The sequence below is a fragment of the Ramlibacter sp. bp-362 genome, from assembly GCF_054956735.1.
On record NZ_JBUDXE010000008.1, the window covers coordinates 40,076 to 56,552 of the forward strand.

Consider the following 16,477-nt stretch of genomic DNA (forward strand, 5'->3'; position numbering starts at 1 on the left):
GGCTACTTCCGGTACTGGTCCACCAGGGTCTTCAGGCGCAGCCCCAGGCCCTGCAGGCCCTGCGCCGCCGCTTCGGTCTGCCGGCTGGCGGCGACGTTCTGGGCGCTCGCCTGGCTGATGTTCTGCATCGCGTAGGCCACCTGGTCCATGCCGACCGCCTGCTGCTGCGCGGAGGCCGCGATCTGTGCCGCGGCGTGCGCGGACTCCTCGATGGTGACGGACATCGAGCGGATCGAGCGCGCGGCGCCCTCGGAGAGCTCGACGCCGCTGCGCACCGACTTGCCGGCCTGCTCGGTGGCCATCACGGCGCTGCTGGTCGCCTTCTGGATGTCCCCGAGCAGGGCCTTGACCTGCACGGTCGCCTGCTTGGACTGCTCCGCGAGGCTGCGGATCTCCTGCGCCACCACGCGGAAGCCCGCGCCTTCCTCGCCGGCGCGCGCCGCCTCGATGGCGGCGTTGACCGACAGCAGGTGCGACTGGTCGGCCAGGTCGTTCACCGTGCCGATGATCTCGCCGATCGCCATGCCCTGGTCGGCCAGCCGCAGGATGCTCTGCGCCATGCCGTCCATGTGCTGCTGGATCTGCTGCATCGCCTCGATCGAGGCGTCCATCGCCTGCAGTCCGCCCTGCGAGGCGTCGACCGACTTCTGCGCCGCTTCCTGCACTTCCGCCGCCTTGTCCGAGGCGACCTTGGCCGTCTGCTTCACCTCCTCCGCCGTCGCGGACGTCTCGGCGACCGCCGACGCGGTCTGCGCGGAGCTGGCTGCCACCTGCGCCGTGGACGCGGTGATCTCGCTGGCCGACGAGGCGAGCACGGCGACGCCGTCGCCGATCTCGCGCATCATGTCGCGCAGGCCCCCGATCATGTGGCTGAAGGTGCGGGTGAGCACGCCGGTCTCGTCCTGGCGCTGCGTCTCCGGCAGTTCCACGGTGAGGTCGCCGGCGGCCAGGCGCTCCGCCGCGTGCGAGAGCGTGCGCAGCGGATCGGCCAGCACCCGGGCCAGCAGCAGCGTGAGCGCGATGCCGGTCGCGAGCGCGAGCAGCGCAATCACGAGCAGCCAGCGCAGCGTGCTGTCCGCCTCGCGGTTGGAGGCCGCGACGGACGCGGCCGCGCGTTCGGTGGTGCGGTCGATCAGCTGGTCGGCCAGGGCGCCCAGGCGCGCGTCGCGCTCGCGCTGCACGCCGTTGAACAGTTCGCGCGCCTCGTCCAGGCGCCCGCGGCTCACCAGCGGGATGACCTGCGTGTCGCGCAGCTGGATCGACGCCGCCTGCGTCGCCTGGAATTCGCGCAGCAGGTCCTGCTCCTGCGGGTTGCCCGCCTTGCGTTCGGTCACCTTCGCCAGCGCGGCCTGCATCTCGCGGGTGCGTGTCTCCACCTCGGCGCGCAGCGACTCGAGCCGCGAGCCGTTGCTCCCCAGCATCATCTGCGCCACCGCGGCGCGCACCGCGTGGTGGTTGGCGCGGATGTCCTTCAGGTCCTCGACGTTGGCCATCTGCACGTCCAGCAGCTGCCGCTGCGACATGCGCATCGTGTCCAGCGCGCTGTAGGCGAACACGATCGCCGCGGCCGCGAACAGGGTCATGACGGCGAAGGCGGAAAACAGCTTCGCGCGGGTCGAGAGGTTCAGGTATCGCTGCATGGTTCCGTCGTCGTGGTTCGTGTTCTAGGAAGAGGTGGCGGTTCGCTGCAGGGCGAGCAGCCGTTCGGGATCGAGCACCAGCGCGCCTTCGGCGGTGACGCCGCGCACGATCTCCGGGCGCACGTCGCCGAGCGCATCGCCGCGGCGCTGCGCGTCCGGCGCCGCGAGCGTGGCCAGGCCCCGGATGTCGGCCGCGATGCCCAGCACCGGGCCGGCGCGGCCGAGGACCAGCAGGTGGTTCGGTGCTTCGGCCCGCGCGCCGTCGGCGCCGAGCAGGGGGGCGATGTCCAGCACCGGCAGCATGCCGCTGCGCAATGGCACCAGGCCGAGCGCCGGCGCCTGCGCCAGCGGCAGGGGCAGCAGCCCGCGCAGCGGCCGCACTTCGCGGACCCAATCGAGTTCGAGCAGGCAGGGCTGCCCCGCGATGGTGAAGGCGAGCGCGGAAGCGCGGGACGCCTCCGGCGGCACCGGCGGGCGCGCGAGCCGGGCGGCGCGTTCGCGCAGCAGGGGCAGCTCGTCGCCGGGCGGCAGGCGGTCGGTCGCTTGCGGATTCATGCTGGCGGCTCGCTCGCGCGGCGGATCATGGCCTGCAGTTCGCCGGCGGTGAGGCCGCCGCTGCCGGGGATCACCTGGTCGCCGGGGGCGCTGGCCAGCTGCGCGAGCACGCGCGCGAACTGGTGCCGGCCCGCCTGCACGCGGCCCTCGCGCAGCGCGAGGCTGCCCAGGGCGAAGCGCGCGAGCAGGTGGTCGGGCTGCAGGTACAGCGTGCGGCGCAGTGCCGCCGCCGCGCCGTCGCTGTCGCCGCGCTCCAGCAGGACGGTCGCGAGCAGGTGGGTCCACTCGGGGTCGAGCTTGTCCTGCGCGATCGCCTGCCGGCACAGGGCTTCCGCGGCCGCGAGGTCGCCGGCGTTGGCGCGGGCGCGCGCTTCGTCGGCCAGCGCCCGGGGCGGCTGCGCCGCGGGCGAGGGTGGCGCCTGCTTCGCGACGGCGCGGCTGCGGGCCGCGGCCGGCGCGGGGCGGCGCGCGGGCGAGGGAGGACGCACGGCCGGTCGCGGCGCGACCGGCGGCGCCGGCGCAGGCGCGGCGACGCGCGACGCGCCGGACGCACCGCGGCGCAGGGCGTGCACCTCGCCCAGGCGCGCCGGGCGCAGGCCGGGCACGGGCGTGCGGGGCACTTCCACCGAACCCGTGACCAGCCAGCCGTCGTCGTGCAGGCACTGTCCCAGGCGCGCCAGCACCGCCTGGGCGCGGGCCGCCTCGAAGTAGATCAGGACGTTGCGGCACAGGATCAGGTCCATGCCGGTGGTGCGGCTCGCCGCCGAGGGCCAGCCGTCGCCCGCGAGGTTCAGCGGCGCGAAGTGCACGATGCGGCGCAGTTCCGCGTCGACGTGGTAGCGCCCGTCGCGGCCCATGCGCAGGAAGCGCTGCGCCGCGGGCGGCAGGCCGGCGCGCACCGACCAGCGGCCGTAGGCGCCGGCGCGCGCGCGCTGCAGCGCCGCGGGATTGATGTCGGTGGCGAGGACGGACAGGTTCCACTCCCGCCATTCGGGCAGCAGGCTCGCCACCAGCATCGCCAGCGACCAGGCCTCCTCGCCCGTGGCGCAGCCCGCGCTCCACAGGCGCAGCTGGCGGGTACCTTCGCGGCGGCGGGCGACCAGGGGCGCGAGCACCTCGGTGGCGAGCTGCTCGAAGACGCCGGGATCGCGGAAGAAGTAGGTCTCGCCGATGGTGAGGCACTCGGCCAGCACCTGCCGCTGCGCCGAGTCGAGCCCGTCGGCCAGCGCGCGCTCGGCGCAGGCTGCGGCGTCCGCGAGGTCCAGCCGCTGCGCGGCGGCCTGCAGGCCACGCTGCAGGTCGGGCCATTGGCGCGGCGTGAAGTGCAGGCCCAGGCCGGCTTCGACCCAGCGCGCGGTGTCCGCCCACAGGTGCGCGGGTTCAGGCCTCTGCATGGATGGGAATGGCGCGTTGCAGCGCCAGCAGGCGCCGGAGGTCGTGCACGAGCAGCAGGCCGTCGCCGCCGCGCGCGACGCCGCGCACGCCGGCCGCCTGCAGCCCGAGGCGGTCGGCGAGTTCCACCGGCCCCGCCTCCACCGTGCCCAGGACCTCGTCGACGAGCAGGCCGCAGCGTTCGCGCGTGAGCACGATGCGGTCGCTGGCGCGCAGCGGGCGCGGCGGCAGGCCGAGGAGCGTGCGCGTGTCGTAGACCGACACCCATTCGCCGGCGACGTCGATGGCGCCCAGCAGGCACCCGGGAGCGCCGGGAACGACCTGGACCGCGACCGCGCGCACCACCCGCTCGATGTCCTGCAATGGCACGCCCACGCGCACCGGGTCGAGGACGGCCTCGAGGTAGCTTGTTGTTCTCATGGAGCCGGTCGGCTGATCGGTTCGCCCCATGGTAGCTGCGCCGTGGGTCGGTGCAATCAAACGAATGGTTTCAATCGCCCGCTTCCTGCCCCCTCCATCGGGATGAAACGGGATGCGACCGCGAAAAAATGCCGCCGACATCGCCGAGCCAGGCCGTCGTGCGGCCGCCTGACCCGCGTGCCCGGCGTGCTCCGACGAGGCCTGCCGGACCGTGTGGGCGAGCCGTTGCGCTCGCCGGCGGCACGATGCTTGCAAGGAGCGAACGATGAACAAAGAGGACTCACTGCAGTTCGTGCGGGAACGGCTGCGCCACAACCACGGCCCGGCCCTGGCCCGCGAACTGCACCTGCTGGAACCCCGGCGCGTCACGCGCCGCTTCGCCGTGGAGATCGCCAAGGGCGAGGACCACGTGTTCGAACACGTCGACCGCAGCGTCAGCGTGCGCTGCGCCGAAGGCAGCGTGTGGATCACCCACGACGGCGACCCCAAGGACGTGATCCTCTCGCGCGGCGAAACCTACCGGGCCGAGCGCGAGGACCCGATGCACCTGTATGCGCTGCAAGCCTGCGTGCTGGAAATCGAATTCGCCGACGCGGTGACCCACCATTGACCCCATGGCTCCCTCTCCCGCTCGCGGGAGAGGGCGGGGGTGAGGGCGGTCGAGGTCACGCCGCGCTCAGCAGCGGCTTCCCGGCGAAGAACGCCCCCAGGTTGTCCACCACCCGCTTCGCCATCGCTTCCCGCGTCTGCACCGTCGCGCTCGCGATGTGCGGCACCAGCACCACGTTGTCCAGCGCGAAGAGTTCGGGCGGCACGTGCGGCTCGCGCTCGAACACGTCCAGCGCCGCGCCGGCGATGCGCTGCTCCTGCAGCGCCCGCACCAGCGCCGCCTCGTCGATCACCGTGCCGCGCGCCACGTTGACCAGGAAGCCCTTGGGTCCCAGCGCGTCCAGCACCTTGGCGTCGATGAGGTGGCGCGTCCCGGCGCCGCCCGCCGTGATCACCACCAGGAAGTCGGCCCAGCGGGCCAGTTCCAGCAGCTGCGGCTCGTACTGCCACGTCACGCCCTCGGCCGGGCGCCGGTTGTGGTAGCGCACCTCCATGTCGAAGCCGCTCGCGCGCTTCGCCACCGTGCGGCCGATGCGTCCGAGGCCGACGATGCCCAGCTTCGCGCCGCTCACCTGCCGCCCGAAGGGGAAGGACGTGCGGGGCTGCGCTTCCCAGCGGCCGGCGCGCACGAAGCGGTCCGCCTCCGGGATGCGGCGGCCGATCGCCAGCAGCAGGCCGAAGGCGAGGTCGGCGACGCAGTCGTTCAGCACGTCGGGCGTGTAGCCCACGGGAATGCCGCGCTGCGCCGCCGCCTGCAGGTCCAGCTGGTCGAGGCCGACGCCGAAGCTGGAGATCACCCGCAGCTTGGGCAGCGCCGCGATCAGCGCCGCGCTGGCGCCGCCGGCCGCGGAGGTGACCAGGCCCTCGAACTCGCCGCCGCGCGCCGCCAGGAAGGCATCGCGCTCCGGTCCCGCGGGCGGCAGGCGGTGCACGGTGTAGTTCTCGGCGAGCTGCCGCTCCAGCGCGGGCAGCAGCGGCAGGGCTTGCAGGAGGACGGGGCGTGCGCTCATGGGGTGCGTGGGGCTTTCAGTAGGTGCTGCCGGAGGTGGCCGCCAGCGGCGCGGCCGCGGCGCTGCGGCTGCGCCCGCGCTGCAGCGCCAGCCAGGCGCCGGTGCAGATGCCGGCCACCGCCAGCAGCGAGCCGGACGACAGCATCGCCATCCCGGTGACGCCGTTGCCGATGGAGCAGCCGAGGGCCGTGATGCCGCCGAAGCCCATGAGGAGGGCGCCGGCCGTGTGCGCGCCCAGCTCGCCGGGCGTGCGGAAGGATTCGATGCGGAAGTCGCCGCGCCACTTCGCGGTCAGGAAGCTGCCCACCAGCACGCCCAGGGCGACCGTCACGCCGAAGGTGGCGACGGTGGCCCGGTCCGACCACAGCGTCAGCAGGTCCAGCGCATGCGCCAGCGGGGCCGAGAAGGACAGGCCTTCCGGCCGGTGCGACTGCGTGCCGAGCCAGGCCGGCTCCAGCGTCTCGGGGTTCTCGGCGAGGAAGCCGATGCGGCCGGTGAGGAAGAAGGCGGCGGCGACCAGCAGGCCGACGGCGATGCCGCCGATCCAGTGCGCCGGCTTCAGCTGCGCCCGCAGCTTCCAGGCCAGCGCCAGCACGGCGCCCGTGATGGCGAGGCTCAGCAGCCAGCGCAGCAGGGGGGCGGGCAGGCCGAAGCCGCGCGCCAGCACGGCACCGAGGTCCTGGCTGCCGGCGAGCGACAAGGCCACGGTGTCCAGCCCGTTGGCGCGCCAGCCGGCGAAGGCGCCGCGCAGCGTCATGGTGGAGGCGATGGCCACCACGACCAGCGTGACGAGCGCCTTGAGGTTGCCCGAGCCGGCCTTCACCAGGCAGCGCTGCGGGCAGCCGCCGGCCAGGATCATCCCGTAGCCGAAAAGGAGCCCGCCGACCAGGTAGGACAGCCAGGGGAAGCGTTCGCCCCAGGCGATGGTGCGGCTGCCGTCGAACAGGCCCGCGGCCAGCAGCGCCTGCACCGCGAGCGCGCCGACGGCGATGGCCAGCAGCCACTGCACGAGCCGGCCCGGCTGGCGCAGCTGCACCCAGTCGGCGATGGCGCCGCGCACGCAGAAGCGGGTGGACTGGCCGACCGCGCCGAGCACCAGGCCCAGGGCGAGTCCGCCCCACACGACGATCAGGGAAAGGGTGTGCGGAGCAAGTCCGGGCGAGGTCGCGAGCATGGGGAAACGGCAGGAGGGACCGCGCGGCGCGGCAAAGCCGGCAAGTTTACCGCCCGGGCCCGGAGGCCGCATTCCCCCTGCCGGAAAAGAAGCCATGGGTGATATTGCGCGGGCGGCCCCGGCGGGACTGCGGTATCTTCGGGGCCGCCGGCACGGGAGCCGGCCTGCACTGGAGAGTCCATGATCCGCTTTGCCCGCCTGCTGGCGGTGTTCGCCGCCTTCTGGCTGCTGGCGTCCGCCGCGTTCGCGCAGGACAAGGTCGTCTACCACATCGACGACGCCGAGGCGCAGGCCACCAAGGCCCTGCGCAACATCCGCAACCACCTGGACGTCGCGCCCGGCACGAAGATCATCGTGGTCACCCATGCGAACGGCGTCGACTTCCTGATGGAAGGCGCCAAGGACAGGAAGAACGCCAACATCGACTATCCCTCGCTGGTCAGCGCCCTGAAGGCGCGCGGCGTGCGCTTCGAGGTCTGCGAGATCACGCTGCGCAACCGCAACCTGCAGAAGGACCAGTTCATCATGGATGCCGACTTCGTGCCCTCGGGCGTGGTGCGCATCGGGCAGCTGCAGACGCGTGAAGGCTACGCCTACATCAAGCCGTGAGGCCCCCCGGCCGGCGCGCCGGGCGGCTCCCGAGCCGGCCGCGCGCGTCGAGTCGGACGAGGTGTTCGAGACGGCCGCGGAGGTGTTCCGCGTCATGTCCGCGCCCATGCGGCTGAAGATCATCAGCGCGCTGTGCAACGGCGAGAAGAACGTCACGCAGCTGCTGGAGGAAATCGCCACCACGCAGCCCAACATGTCGCAGCACCTCAACACGCTGTACCAGGCGGGGGTGATCGGCAAGCGCCGCGAAGGCGTGCAGATCTTCTACCGCATCATCAACGACCGGGTCGTGACCCTGTGCCGGGCGGTCTGCATGCAGATCGCGATCGAAACCGACCTCAAGGGCTGACGCCATGAACTTCCGCTGGTTCGGGCGGGCCGCCGCCGCGGCCGCCCTCGCCTTGTCCGCGATCGCGCAGGCACAGCCCGCGCCGCGTCCCGTGCACGCGCAGCAGGTGTCGCCCTCGGCCTGGTTCGTGGAAGGCGAGGCGGCGCTCGGCTCGCCGGCCAACCGCAACTTCATCTCCAACGCCGGCTTCATCGTGACGCCCGCCGGCGTCGTCGTCGTCGACGCGCTCGGCGCGCCGGTGCTCGCGCGTGACCTGCTGGCCGAGATCGCGCGCATCACGCCGCAGCCGGTGACGCACGTGATCGTCACGCACTACCACGCCGACCACATCTACGGCCTGCAGGAGTTCCGCGCGCGCGGCGCCCGCATCCTGGCGCAGAAGGGCGGCCGGGCCTACCTGAACTCCGACACCGCCACGGGCCGGCTGGCCGTCTCGCGCGTCGACCTGGCGCCGTGGATCGACGGCAAGACGCAGCTGGTCGAGCCGGACGAGTGGCTGGACGGCCCGCGCGAGCTGGTGCTCGGCGGCGTGAAGATCCGCATCCAGCCGGTCGGCCCCGCCCACACGCCGGAAGACCAGGTGGTGTTCCTGCCGGACGAGCGCGTGCTCTTCGCCGGCGACATCGTGTTCCGCGGCCGCGTGCCCTTCGTGGGCCAGGCCGACAGCCGCCACTGGATCGCGGCGCTGGACCAGCTGCTGGCGATGGACGCGAAGACCATCGTGCCCGGCCACGGCGCGCTCTCCACCGACGCGCGCGCCGACCTCGAGCTCACGCGCGACTACCTGGCCTACCTGCGCAAGACGATGGGCGCGGCCGCGCGCGAGATGGAGCCCTTCGAGGACGCGTACGCCCGCACGGACTGGTCGCGCTTCGAGAAGCTGCCGCTCTTCCGCGCCGCCAACCGCATGAACGCGTACAACACCTACCTGCTGATGGAACAGCAGGGCGAGTGAGCCTGTCGGGGTTTTCACCGAGCGATGTGCCGTTGATTTAGATCAGCAATTGCTTATATTCGGCACTCGTAATCCATGAGGACGAGCGAGTGACATCCCCGACCCCCTCCGGGCGCGTGCTGAAGGCGCCGGAGAATTTCATCCCCCCGGAGCGCGTGCCCCAGGTGGTCGCCGAGGCGAAGGAAGGCCGGCGCGACTTCCTGCGCAGCGCCTTCGCGGCGGCGGCCGCGGGCCTGGCGGCCGGCGGCGCCGCGGCCCGGCCCGACGGGGACCCGAACATCCTGGAGCTGCCCGAGCATTCGCGCGGGCTCGGCAAGCCCGTCGTCACCGACGGCTACGGCAAGCCCTCGCAGTACGAGCGCAACGTGCAGCGCCGCCAGAGCCCCGGGCTCACGCAGACGGCGCAGGCCTCCGTGTCCTTCGCGCCGCTGCAGTCGCTGTTCGGCATCGTGACGCCCAGCGGCCTGCACTTCGAGCGCCACCACCAGGGCTGGTGGGACATCGATCCGTCGAAGCACCGCTTCATGGTCAACGGCCTGGTGAAGACGCCCCGGGTCTTCACGATGGACGAGATCATGCGGCTGCCCTCGGTGTCGCGCTTCCGCTTCATCGAGTGCGGCGCCAACACCGGCATGGAGTGGGGCAACGTCGCGGTGCCGACCTGCCAGTACACGCACGGCATGCTCTCGTGCAGCGAATTCACCGGCGTGCCGCTGATCACGCTGCTGCAGATGGCCGGCGCCGACCTGAAGAAGGGCCGCTTCCTGCTGGCCGAGGGCGCCGACGGCTCCTCGATGACGCGCACCATCCCGATGGAGCTGGTCGAGTCGGGCGAGGTGCTGGTGGCCTACGGCCAGAACGGTGAGATGCTGCGCCCCGAGAACGGCTATCCGCTGCGCCTGGTGGTGCCCGGCGTGCAGGGCGTGAGCTGGGTGAAGTACCTGCGCCGCGTGGAGGTGGGCGACCAGCCTTACGGCACCAAGGACGAGACGGTGCACTACGTGGACCTGATGCCGGACGGCCAGCACCGCCAGTACACCAGCATCCAGGAGTGCAAGAGCGTGGTGACCACGCCCTCGGGCGGCCAGGTGCTGCTGGACAAGGGCTTCTACAGCATCACCGGCCTGGCCTGGTCGGGCCGCGGCAAGGTGAAGCGCGTGGACGTGTCGGTGGACGGCGGGCGCAACTGGAAGCAGGCGCGCCTGCAGGAGCCCGTGATGAGCAAGTGCCTCACGCGCTTCAGCCTCGACTGGGTCTGGGACGGCAAGCCCGCCATCCTCCAGAGCCGCGCGACCGACGAAACCGGCTACGTGCAGCCGGCGCAGAAGCAGCTGCGCGCCGTGCGCGGCACCCGCTCGATCTACCACAACAACGCGATCCAGTCCTGGCTGGTGCAGGAAAGCGGGGAGGTGCGCAATGTCCACTTCTCGTAGGCTGCTGCCCCTGGTGCTGCTGGCGCTGGCGGGTTTCGCCGCGCAGGCGCAGGAGCGCTTCCCCGGCATCGGCCGCGCCGCCACGCCGGCCGAAGTCGCCGCCTGGGACATCGACGTGCGCCCGGATTTCAAGGGCCTGCCCAAGGGCGCGGGCTCGGTGGAGAAGGGCCAGGAAGTCTGGGAAGGCAAGTGCGCCAGCTGCCACGGCGTGTTCGGCGAATCCAACGAGGTGTTCTTCCCGCTGGTGGGCGGCACGACCGCGGACGACCTGCGCACGGGCCACGTCGCCGCCCTGAAGCGCAAGGACTTTCCCGGCCGCACGACGCTCATGAAGGTTTCCACGCTCTCGACGCTGTGGGACTACATCAACCGCGCGATGCCCTGGAACGCGCCCAAGTCGCTCACGACCGACGAGGTCTACGCGGTGACGGCCTACCTGCTGAACCTGGGCAACGTCGTGCCGGCCGACTTCGTCCTGAGCGACGCCAACATCGCCCAGGTGAAGCTGCCCAATCGCAACGGCATGACCACCGCGCACGCGATGTGGCCCGGCAAGGAGTTCCAGGCGAACGCCCGTCCGGACGTGCAGGGCAGCAGCTGCATGCGCGACTGCCCGGTCGACGGCAAGGTGACTTCCGAACTGCCCGCCTTCGCCCGCAACGCCCACGGCAACCTGGCCGACCAGAACCGGCTGGTGGGCGCGCAGCGCGGGGTGCAGACGGCGCCGAAACAGGAGGTCGCCGCGGCCGCCGTCCAGGGGGCCGCCGCCGCACCTGCGACAATGCCGGTCGAGCTGCTGCAGAAAAACAGCTGCACCGCCTGCCATGCGCCGGACCGCAAGGTCGTCGGCCCGAGCTGGGCGGACGTGGCGAAGAAGCACGCCGGCAAGGGCGAGTACCTGGCCGGCAAGATCCGCAGCGGGGGCTCGGGCACCTGGGGCAACGTCCCCATGCCGCCGCAGGCCATCAGCGCGGACGACGCGAGCCGCATCGCCGAATGGCTTGCCGCGGGTGCGGCGCGCTGACGGGGGATAGCCCCATCGGCGCGCGGGCCTGATCCCTTTTAGTATTGTCCAGAACCTATCCAGGAGAGCAGCAATGCAGAATCGACGCGAAACCCTCAGGCAGTCGCTGGCCGTCGCCGGCCTGCTGGGCGCGACCGGCCTGTTCCCGCAGTACGCCTTCGCGTTCACCAAGAGCGCCTTCGAGGCGAAGAACGTGAACGACGCCGTCAAGGCCTACGGCGCCTCGGCGCCGGTGGAAAGCAAGGACGTCACGCTGACGGCCCCCGACATCGCCGAGAACGGCGCCGTGGTGCCGATGGCCGTCGCCTCCACGCTCCCCAACGTGAAGGCGCTGCTGGTGATGGTGGAGAAGAACCCCAACACGCTCGTCGCCAAGTTCGACGTGAGCGACGCCCTCGAGCCCGCGTTCTCCACCCGCGCCAAGATGGGCCAGACCTCCGACGTCTACGCCGTCGCCATCACCAACGACAACAAGGCCTACTTCGCCAAGAAGGAAGTCAAGGTCACGCTCGGCGGCTGCGGCGGCTGATCGCCCCCGGCCTTCCCCGCACAGAACCGAACCAGGAGAACCCCCATGGCAGACCCGATGCGCATCCGCGCCCAGGCCAAGGACGGCCACGCCGTCGTCCGCGTCCTCATGAGCCACGAGATGGAAACCGGCCAGCGCAAGGACAGCAACGGCAAGATCATCCCGGCGTGGCACATCACCGACGTGACCGCCACCCACAACGGCAAGCAGGTGCTGGCCGCCGAGTGGGGCCCGGCCGTCGCGAAGAACCCCTTCCTGCAGTTCACCATCAAGGGCGCCAAGGCCGGCGACAAGGTGGCGATCAGCTGGAAGGACAACCGCGGCGACACCCGCACCGACGAAGCGACCGTCAGCTGATGCCGTCCGCGGCGGCAGCAGTACACAAAGAGGAGACACGCATGCGGACCATCCACTGGCTGGCGGCAGCCGCGACGCTCGCCTTCGCCGGCGGCGCGGCGGCGCAGAAGAGCACCGCGGACGCGATCGAGGAATACCGGGCCATGCTGGCCGACGGCAACCCGGCCGAACTGTTCGAGATGAAGGGCGAGGAGCTCTGGACGAAGAAGCGCGGCCCGAAGAACGCCTCGCTGCAGGCCTGCGACCTGGGCAAGGGCCCGGGCGTGGTGAAGGGCGCGTTCGTCGAGCTGCCCCGCTACTTCCCCGACACTGGCAAGGTGCAGGACCTGGAAAGCCGGCTGGTGCACTGCATGGCCACGCTCCAGGGCTTCGACGCGGCGGAAATCGCCAAGACCCCCTTCAACAAGGGCGAGATGGCCAACGTGGTGGCGCTGGCCACCTACGTCGCCGGCCAGTCGCGCGGCATGGCCTTCCACGTGCCGCAGTCGCACCCGATGGAGCGCGACTACTACGAGGCCGGCAAGCGCATCTTCTTCATGCGCGGCGGCACGCACGACTTCGCCTGCGCCTCCTGCCACGGCGAGGACGGCAAGCGCATCCGCTTGCAGGACCTGCCCAACCTGACCAAGAACCCGGGCGACGGCGTCGGCTTCGCCGCCTGGCCGGCCTACCGCGTCTCCAACGGCCAGATGTGGAGCATGCAGATGCGCCTGAACGACTGCTACCGCCAGCAGCGCTTCCCGTATCCGCTGTTCGGCAGCGACGCGCTCACCGCGCTGTCGACCTACCTGGGCGTGAACGCCACCGGCGCCAAGTCGGCCGCGCCCGCCATCAAGCGCTGAAGGACACGCCCCCATGCACAAGAAAACCGCATTCCTGCTGGCGGCCGGCATCGCCGCCGTGGCCGTGGTCGGCTGCGCCACGCAGCCGCGCACCGACGTGGACAAGCTCGCGCAGGAGATGATGCGCACCAGCTTCCGCAACCAGGGCATCGCCACCACCGACCGCATCACCGACATCGACGAGACGCTGAAGCTGTGCAACGCCGCCGACGTCGCCGGCAAGCCGCTGGCGCCCGAGGTGGCGAAGCGCATCGAGGCCGAGAACCTGAAGACGGTGAAGTGGCCGAGCGACGGCAAGTTCCTCGGCGACTGGAAGCAGGGCGAGAAGATCGCCCAGAGCGGCCGCGGCGAGACCTGGCGCGACAAGGCCGACACCGTCAACGGCGGCAACTGCTACAACTGCCACCAGATCACCAAGGAGGAGATCTCCTTCGGCACGATCGGCCCGAGCCTGTACCACTACGGCAAGCTGCGCGGCGTGACCGACCCGAACAGCCCCGCCGCGAAGCCCATCGTCGAATACACGTGGGGCAAGATCTGGAACGCCAAGGCCTACAACGCCTGTTCCAACATGCCCCGCGCCGGCCACATGGGTTACCTGACGCAGGACCAGATCCGCCACGTGATGGCGCTGCTGCTGGACCCCGCCTCGCCCGTCAACAAGTAAGTCGCGCATGAACCTGTCGAAACGGGACTTCCTGCAGGTCCTGGGGGCGGCTTCGGCCGCCGGAATGGGATTGGGCCGCTGGGCGGACGCGGACGCTGCGACGGCGGCCGAGGGCCTGTACGAGCTGCCGCGCTTTGGCAACGTGTCGCTGCTGCACATGACGGACTGCCATGCGCAGCTGCTGCCGGTGCACTTCCGCGAGCCGAGCGTCAACCTGGGCGTGGGCGACATGCGCGGGCGCCTGCCGCACCTGGTGGGCGAGCAGCTGCTCAAGATCGCCAAGGTGCCGCGCGGCAGCGCCGAGGCGCACGCGCTCACCTACCTCGATTTCGAGGCAGCCGCGCGCCGCTACGGCAAGGTCGGCGGCTTCGCCCACCTCGCCACGCTGGTCAAGCGCCTCAAGGCGAGCCGCCCCGGCGCGCTGCTGCTCGATGGCGGCGACACCTGGCAGGGCTCGGCCACCGCGCTCTGGACCAGGGGCCAGGACATGGTGGAAGCCGCCAAGCTCCTGGGCGTGGACATCATGACCGGCCACTGGGAATTCACGCTGGGCATGGACCGCGTGAAGGAGATCATCGAGAAGGACTTCGCCGGCAAGGTCGAATTCCTGGCGCAGAACGTCAAGACCACGGACTTTGGCGACCCGGTGTTCAAGCCGTACACGATCCGCGAGATCAACGGCGTGCCGGTCGCCATCATCGGCCAGGCCTTCCCCTACACGCCGATCGCGAACCCGCGCTACTTCGTCTCCGACTGGCAGTTCGGCATCCAGGACGAGCACCTGCAGGAGATGGTGGACGAGGCGCGCGGCAAGGGCGCGCAGGCCGTCGTGGTGCTGAGCCACAACGGCATGGACGTCGACCTGAAGATGGCCACGCGCCTGTCCGGCGTCGACGCGATCCTGGGCGGCCACACGCACGACGGCGTGCCCGTGCCCGTGCTGGTGGCCAACAAGGGCGGCGGCAAGACCATCGTCACCAACGCGGGCTCCAACGGCAAGTTCCTCGGCGTGCTGGACTTCGACGTGAAGAACGGCAAGGTGGCGGACTTCCGCTACCGCCTGCTGCCGGTGTTCGCCGACATGCTGCCGGCCGATCCGCAGATGCAGGCGCTGATCCAGCGCGTGCGCGGGCCCTACGAGGCCAAGCTGGCGCAGAAGCTGGCGGTGACCGAGGGCACGCTGTACCGCCGCGGCAACTTCAACGGCTCGGGCGACCAGCTGCTGCTGGACGCGCTGATGGACGTGCAGGGCGCCGAGATCGCGTTCTCGCCGGGCTTCCGCTGGGGCACCTCGCTGCTGGCGGGCCAGGAGATCACGCGCGAGTGGCTGATGGACATGACGGCCACCACCTACTCGCACACGACGGTGAGCGACATCAGCGGCGAGATGATCAAGACCATCCTCGAGGACGTCGCCGACAACCTGTTCAACCCCGACCCGTACTACCAGCAGGGCGGCGACATGGTGCGCGTGGGCGGGCTGCAGTACACCTGCAATCCCGCGGCGGCGATGGGCAAGCGGATCGAGGACATGCGCCTGAACGGCAAGCCGATCGACGCCAGGCGCACGTACAAGGTCGCCGGCTGGGCCCCCGTCTCCGAGGAAGCCGCCAAGGCGGGCACCCCGCCGATGTGGGACCTGGTGGAGCAGTGGCTGCAGGCGCGCGGCGGCAAGGTGGCCCCGCGGCGCATCAACACGCCCAAGCTCACGGGCGCGCTGCCCAATCCCGGATTCGCACGGGCGTGAGGGGGTTCCGGGGACTTCCTAGAATCCCCGCATGACGCCCGCCGAGCTGTCCACGCTGAACCAGCAGGTGCTGTGGGCGGCCTTCGTGCTGTCCGCGCTGTTCGGCGCGCTGGTGCAGCGCACCGGCTTCTGCACCATGGGCGCGGTGAGCGATGCGGTCGTGATGCGCGACTACACGCGCCTGCGCCAGTGGGCGCTGGCCGCCGCCGTCGCGACGCTCGGCTTCGCCGTGCTGGCCGCCACCGGCGTGCTGCGCGCGCCCCAGACCCTGTACGCGACGCCGCGCTGGCTGTGGCTCTCCGGGCTCGTCGGGGGCGGCGTGTTCGGCTTCGGCATGGTCCTGTCTTCCGGCTGCATCAGCAAGACGCTGGTGCGCGTGGGCGGCGGCAGCCTGAAGTCGCTGGTGGTGATGGTCGTGACGGCGATCACGGCCTTCGCGACGCTCAAGGGACTGACGGCGGTGTGGCGGGTGAACACGGTGGATCGGGTCGCGGTGGACCTCGGCGCGAACGCGGATCTCGCGACGCTGCTCGCGCGCGGCACCGGCCTCGAACTCGCCGCGGCCTCCCTGGTCGCCGGCGGCGTGCTGGGGGCGCTGCTGCTGTTCTTCGCGCTCGCGTCCGGCGAGTCGCGCCGGCCGATCAACCTGCTGGCCGGCGCCGGCATCGGCTTGCTGGTGCTGGGGATGTGGGGCGTGACCGGCGTGCTGGGTCACCTGGCCGAACATCCCGAGACGCTGGAGGAGAGCTGGCTCGCCACCAATTCCACGCGGGCCGAGGGCTTCAGCTTCGTCGCGCCGACGGCGTTCGCGCTGGACTGGCTGCTGTTCTACAGCGACGTGAGCAAGCGCCTCACGGTGGGCATCGTCTCGGTGGTCGGCGTGATCCTGGGCTCCGCCGCCATGGCGCTGGCGCGCCGCAGCTTCCGCTGGGAAGGCTTCGCCGGCACGCCCGACCTGGGGCACCACCTGGCGGGCGGCGCGCTGATGGGGATAGGCGGCGTGACGGCGCTGGGGTGCAGCATCGGGCAGGGCGTGACGGGGCTGTCGACGCTGAGCCTGACCAGCCTGGTGGCCGCCGCTTCCATCATCGGCGGGGCGGTGGCCGGGGTGAAGTACCAGGCTTGGCGGCTGGAACGCGAGCTGGCGTGAGAGAGAGTAAAGCCT

The 16,477-nt window shown here is 71.4% G+C and carries 18 protein-coding genes; 12 read left to right on the top strand and 6 right to left on the bottom strand.

What is annotated here, in order from left to right:
* Window positions 1–2: 2 nt before the first annotated feature.
* The 4 genes from ACY0MJ_RS12860 to ACY0MJ_RS12875 are packed head-to-tail and all read right to left on the bottom strand — an operon-like array spanning window position 3 to window position 4,037.
* Complete coding sequence (locus ACY0MJ_RS12860) at window positions 3–1,640, bottom strand: methyl-accepting chemotaxis protein (protein WP_462638863.1); 1,638 nt, start codon at window positions 1,638–1,640, stop codon at window positions 3–5.
* A 24-nt stretch (window positions 1,641–1,664) separates the two neighbouring features.
* Window positions 1,665–2,195, bottom strand: coding sequence for a chemotaxis protein CheW (locus ACY0MJ_RS12865; protein ID WP_462638864.1), 531 nt, complete (start codon window positions 2,193–2,195; stop codon window positions 1,665–1,667).
* A complete protein-coding gene (locus tag ACY0MJ_RS12870; RefSeq protein ID WP_462638865.1) occupies window positions 2,192–3,589 on the bottom strand; it encodes a CheR family methyltransferase in 1,398 nt (465 codons plus the stop codon). The genes ACY0MJ_RS12865 and ACY0MJ_RS12870 overlap by 4 nt, the downstream gene beginning before the upstream one ends.
* A complete protein-coding gene (locus ACY0MJ_RS12875) occupies window positions 3,576–4,037 on the bottom strand; it encodes a chemotaxis protein CheW (protein WP_462638866.1) in 462 nt (153 codons plus the stop codon). Before ACY0MJ_RS12875 ends, ACY0MJ_RS12870 begins: the two co-directional genes overlap by 14 nt.
* Window positions 4,038–4,272: 235 nt before the next feature.
* Here ACY0MJ_RS12875 and ACY0MJ_RS12880 point away from each other — a divergent pair, with 235 nt between their 5' ends.
* On the top strand, window positions 4,273–4,617 hold the full coding sequence (locus tag ACY0MJ_RS12880) for a DUF2917 domain-containing protein (RefSeq protein ID WP_462638867.1): 345 nt from the start codon (window positions 4,273–4,275) through the stop codon (window positions 4,615–4,617).
* Window positions 4,618–4,672: 55 nt separating this feature from the next.
* On the opposite strand, the gene ACY0MJ_RS12885 is transcribed toward ACY0MJ_RS12880, so the two are convergent.
* Window positions 4,673–5,626, bottom strand: coding sequence for a 2-hydroxyacid dehydrogenase (locus ACY0MJ_RS12885; RefSeq protein ID WP_462638868.1), 954 nt, complete (start codon window positions 5,624–5,626; stop codon window positions 4,673–4,675).
* Window positions 5,627–5,642: 16 nt separating this feature from the next.
* Complete coding sequence (locus ACY0MJ_RS12890; RefSeq protein WP_462638869.1) at window positions 5,643–6,800, bottom strand: YeeE/YedE family protein; 1,158 nt, start codon at window positions 6,798–6,800, stop codon at window positions 5,643–5,645.
* Between the two features lie 180 nt (window positions 6,801–6,980).
* Here ACY0MJ_RS12890 and ACY0MJ_RS12895 point away from each other — a divergent pair, with 180 nt between their 5' ends.
* The 11 genes from ACY0MJ_RS12895 to ACY0MJ_RS12945 all read left to right on the top strand — a co-directional run bounded on the left by ACY0MJ_RS12895 (window position 6,981) and on the right by ACY0MJ_RS12945 (window position 16,462).
* Window positions 6,981–7,409 (top strand): DsrE family protein, encoded by a 429-nt coding sequence (locus ACY0MJ_RS12895; RefSeq protein WP_462638870.1) that lies wholly within the window; start codon window positions 6,981–6,983, stop codon window positions 7,407–7,409.
* Window positions 7,410–7,470: 61 nt separating this feature from the next.
* Complete coding sequence (locus ACY0MJ_RS12900; protein WP_462638871.1) at window positions 7,471–7,758, top strand: ArsR/SmtB family transcription factor; 288 nt, start codon at window positions 7,471–7,473, stop codon at window positions 7,756–7,758.
* A gap of 4 nt (window positions 7,759–7,762) precedes the next feature.
* Window positions 7,763–8,713, top strand: a complete 951-nt coding sequence (locus tag ACY0MJ_RS12905; RefSeq protein WP_462638872.1) for an MBL fold metallo-hydrolase — start codon at window positions 7,763–7,765, stop codon at window positions 8,711–8,713.
* A gap of 89 nt (window positions 8,714–8,802) precedes the next feature.
* Complete coding sequence (soxC, locus tag ACY0MJ_RS12910) at window positions 8,803–10,146, top strand: sulfite dehydrogenase (RefSeq protein WP_462638873.1); 1,344 nt, start codon at window positions 8,803–8,805, stop codon at window positions 10,144–10,146.
* The gene (locus tag ACY0MJ_RS12915) at window positions 10,130–11,170 is read left to right on the top strand and encodes a c-type cytochrome (protein ID WP_462638874.1); all 1,041 of its coding nucleotides are present in this window, start codon (window positions 10,130–10,132) and stop codon (window positions 11,168–11,170) included. Before soxC ends, ACY0MJ_RS12915 begins: the two co-directional genes overlap by 17 nt.
* 73 nt (window positions 11,171–11,243) lie before the next feature.
* Window positions 11,244–11,699: a thiosulfate oxidation carrier protein SoxY gene (gene soxY, locus ACY0MJ_RS12920; protein ID WP_462638875.1), complete on the top strand. Its 456-nt coding sequence runs from the start codon at window positions 11,244–11,246 to the stop codon at window positions 11,697–11,699.
* A gap of 45 nt (window positions 11,700–11,744) precedes the next feature.
* A complete protein-coding gene (soxZ, locus tag ACY0MJ_RS12925) occupies window positions 11,745–12,056 on the top strand; it encodes a thiosulfate oxidation carrier complex protein SoxZ (protein ID WP_462638876.1) in 312 nt (103 codons plus the stop codon).
* 41 nt (window positions 12,057–12,097) lie between these two features.
* Window positions 12,098–12,898: a sulfur oxidation c-type cytochrome SoxA gene (gene soxA, locus ACY0MJ_RS12930; RefSeq protein ID WP_462638877.1), complete on the top strand. Its 801-nt coding sequence runs from the start codon at window positions 12,098–12,100 to the stop codon at window positions 12,896–12,898.
* 13 nt (window positions 12,899–12,911) lie between these two features.
* The gene (soxX, locus tag ACY0MJ_RS12935; protein WP_462638878.1) at window positions 12,912–13,565 is read left to right on the top strand and encodes a sulfur oxidation c-type cytochrome SoxX; all 654 of its coding nucleotides are present in this window, start codon (window positions 12,912–12,914) and stop codon (window positions 13,563–13,565) included.
* A 7-nt stretch (window positions 13,566–13,572) separates the two neighbouring features.
* On the top strand, window positions 13,573–15,312 hold the full coding sequence (gene soxB, locus ACY0MJ_RS12940) for a thiosulfohydrolase SoxB (protein ID WP_462638879.1): 1,740 nt from the start codon (window positions 13,573–13,575) through the stop codon (window positions 15,310–15,312).
* Window positions 15,313–15,343: 31 nt separating this feature from the next.
* Complete coding sequence (locus ACY0MJ_RS12945; RefSeq protein ID WP_462638880.1) at window positions 15,344–16,462, top strand: YeeE/YedE family protein; 1,119 nt, start codon at window positions 15,344–15,346, stop codon at window positions 16,460–16,462.
* Window positions 16,463–16,477: the final 15 nt, after the last annotated feature.

Coding starts and splice junctions, on each gene's coding strand:
- ACY0MJ_RS12905 (WP_462638872.1), top strand. CDS start 7,763: ATGAACTTCCGCTGGTTCGGGCGGGCCGCCGCCGCGGCCGCCCTCGCC.
- soxZ (WP_462638876.1), top strand. CDS start 11,745: ATGGCAGACCCGATGCGCATCCGCGCCCAGGCCAAGGACGGCCACGCC.
- ACY0MJ_RS12890 (WP_462638869.1), bottom strand. CDS start 6,800: ATGCTCGCGACCTCGCCCGGACTTGCTCCGCACACCCTTTCCCTGATC.
- ACY0MJ_RS12860 (WP_462638863.1), bottom strand. CDS start 1,640: ATGCAGCGATACCTGAACCTCTCGACCCGCGCGAAGCTGTTTTCCGCC.
- ACY0MJ_RS12885 (WP_462638868.1), bottom strand. CDS start 5,626: ATGAGCGCACGCCCCGTCCTCCTGCAAGCCCTGCCGCTGCTGCCCGCG.
- ACY0MJ_RS12875 (WP_462638866.1), bottom strand. CDS start 4,037: ATGGGGCGAACCGATCAGCCGACCGGCTCCATGAGAACAACAAGCTAC.
- soxA (WP_462638877.1), top strand. CDS start 12,098: ATGCGGACCATCCACTGGCTGGCGGCAGCCGCGACGCTCGCCTTCGCC.
- ACY0MJ_RS12895 (WP_462638870.1), top strand. CDS start 6,981: ATGATCCGCTTTGCCCGCCTGCTGGCGGTGTTCGCCGCCTTCTGGCTG.
- ACY0MJ_RS12880 (WP_462638867.1), top strand. CDS start 4,273: ATGAACAAAGAGGACTCACTGCAGTTCGTGCGGGAACGGCTGCGCCAC.
- ACY0MJ_RS12865 (WP_462638864.1), bottom strand. CDS start 2,195: ATGAATCCGCAAGCGACCGACCGCCTGCCGCCCGGCGACGAGCTGCCC.
- ACY0MJ_RS12945 (WP_462638880.1), top strand. CDS start 15,344: ATGACGCCCGCCGAGCTGTCCACGCTGAACCAGCAGGTGCTGTGGGCG.
- ACY0MJ_RS12915 (WP_462638874.1), top strand. CDS start 10,130: ATGTCCACTTCTCGTAGGCTGCTGCCCCTGGTGCTGCTGGCGCTGGCG.
- soxB (WP_462638879.1), top strand. CDS start 13,573: ATGAACCTGTCGAAACGGGACTTCCTGCAGGTCCTGGGGGCGGCTTCG.
- ACY0MJ_RS12870 (WP_462638865.1), bottom strand. CDS start 3,589: ATGCAGAGGCCTGAACCCGCGCACCTGTGGGCGGACACCGCGCGCTGG.
- soxX (WP_462638878.1), top strand. CDS start 12,912: ATGCACAAGAAAACCGCATTCCTGCTGGCGGCCGGCATCGCCGCCGTG.
- soxY (WP_462638875.1), top strand. CDS start 11,244: ATGCAGAATCGACGCGAAACCCTCAGGCAGTCGCTGGCCGTCGCCGGC.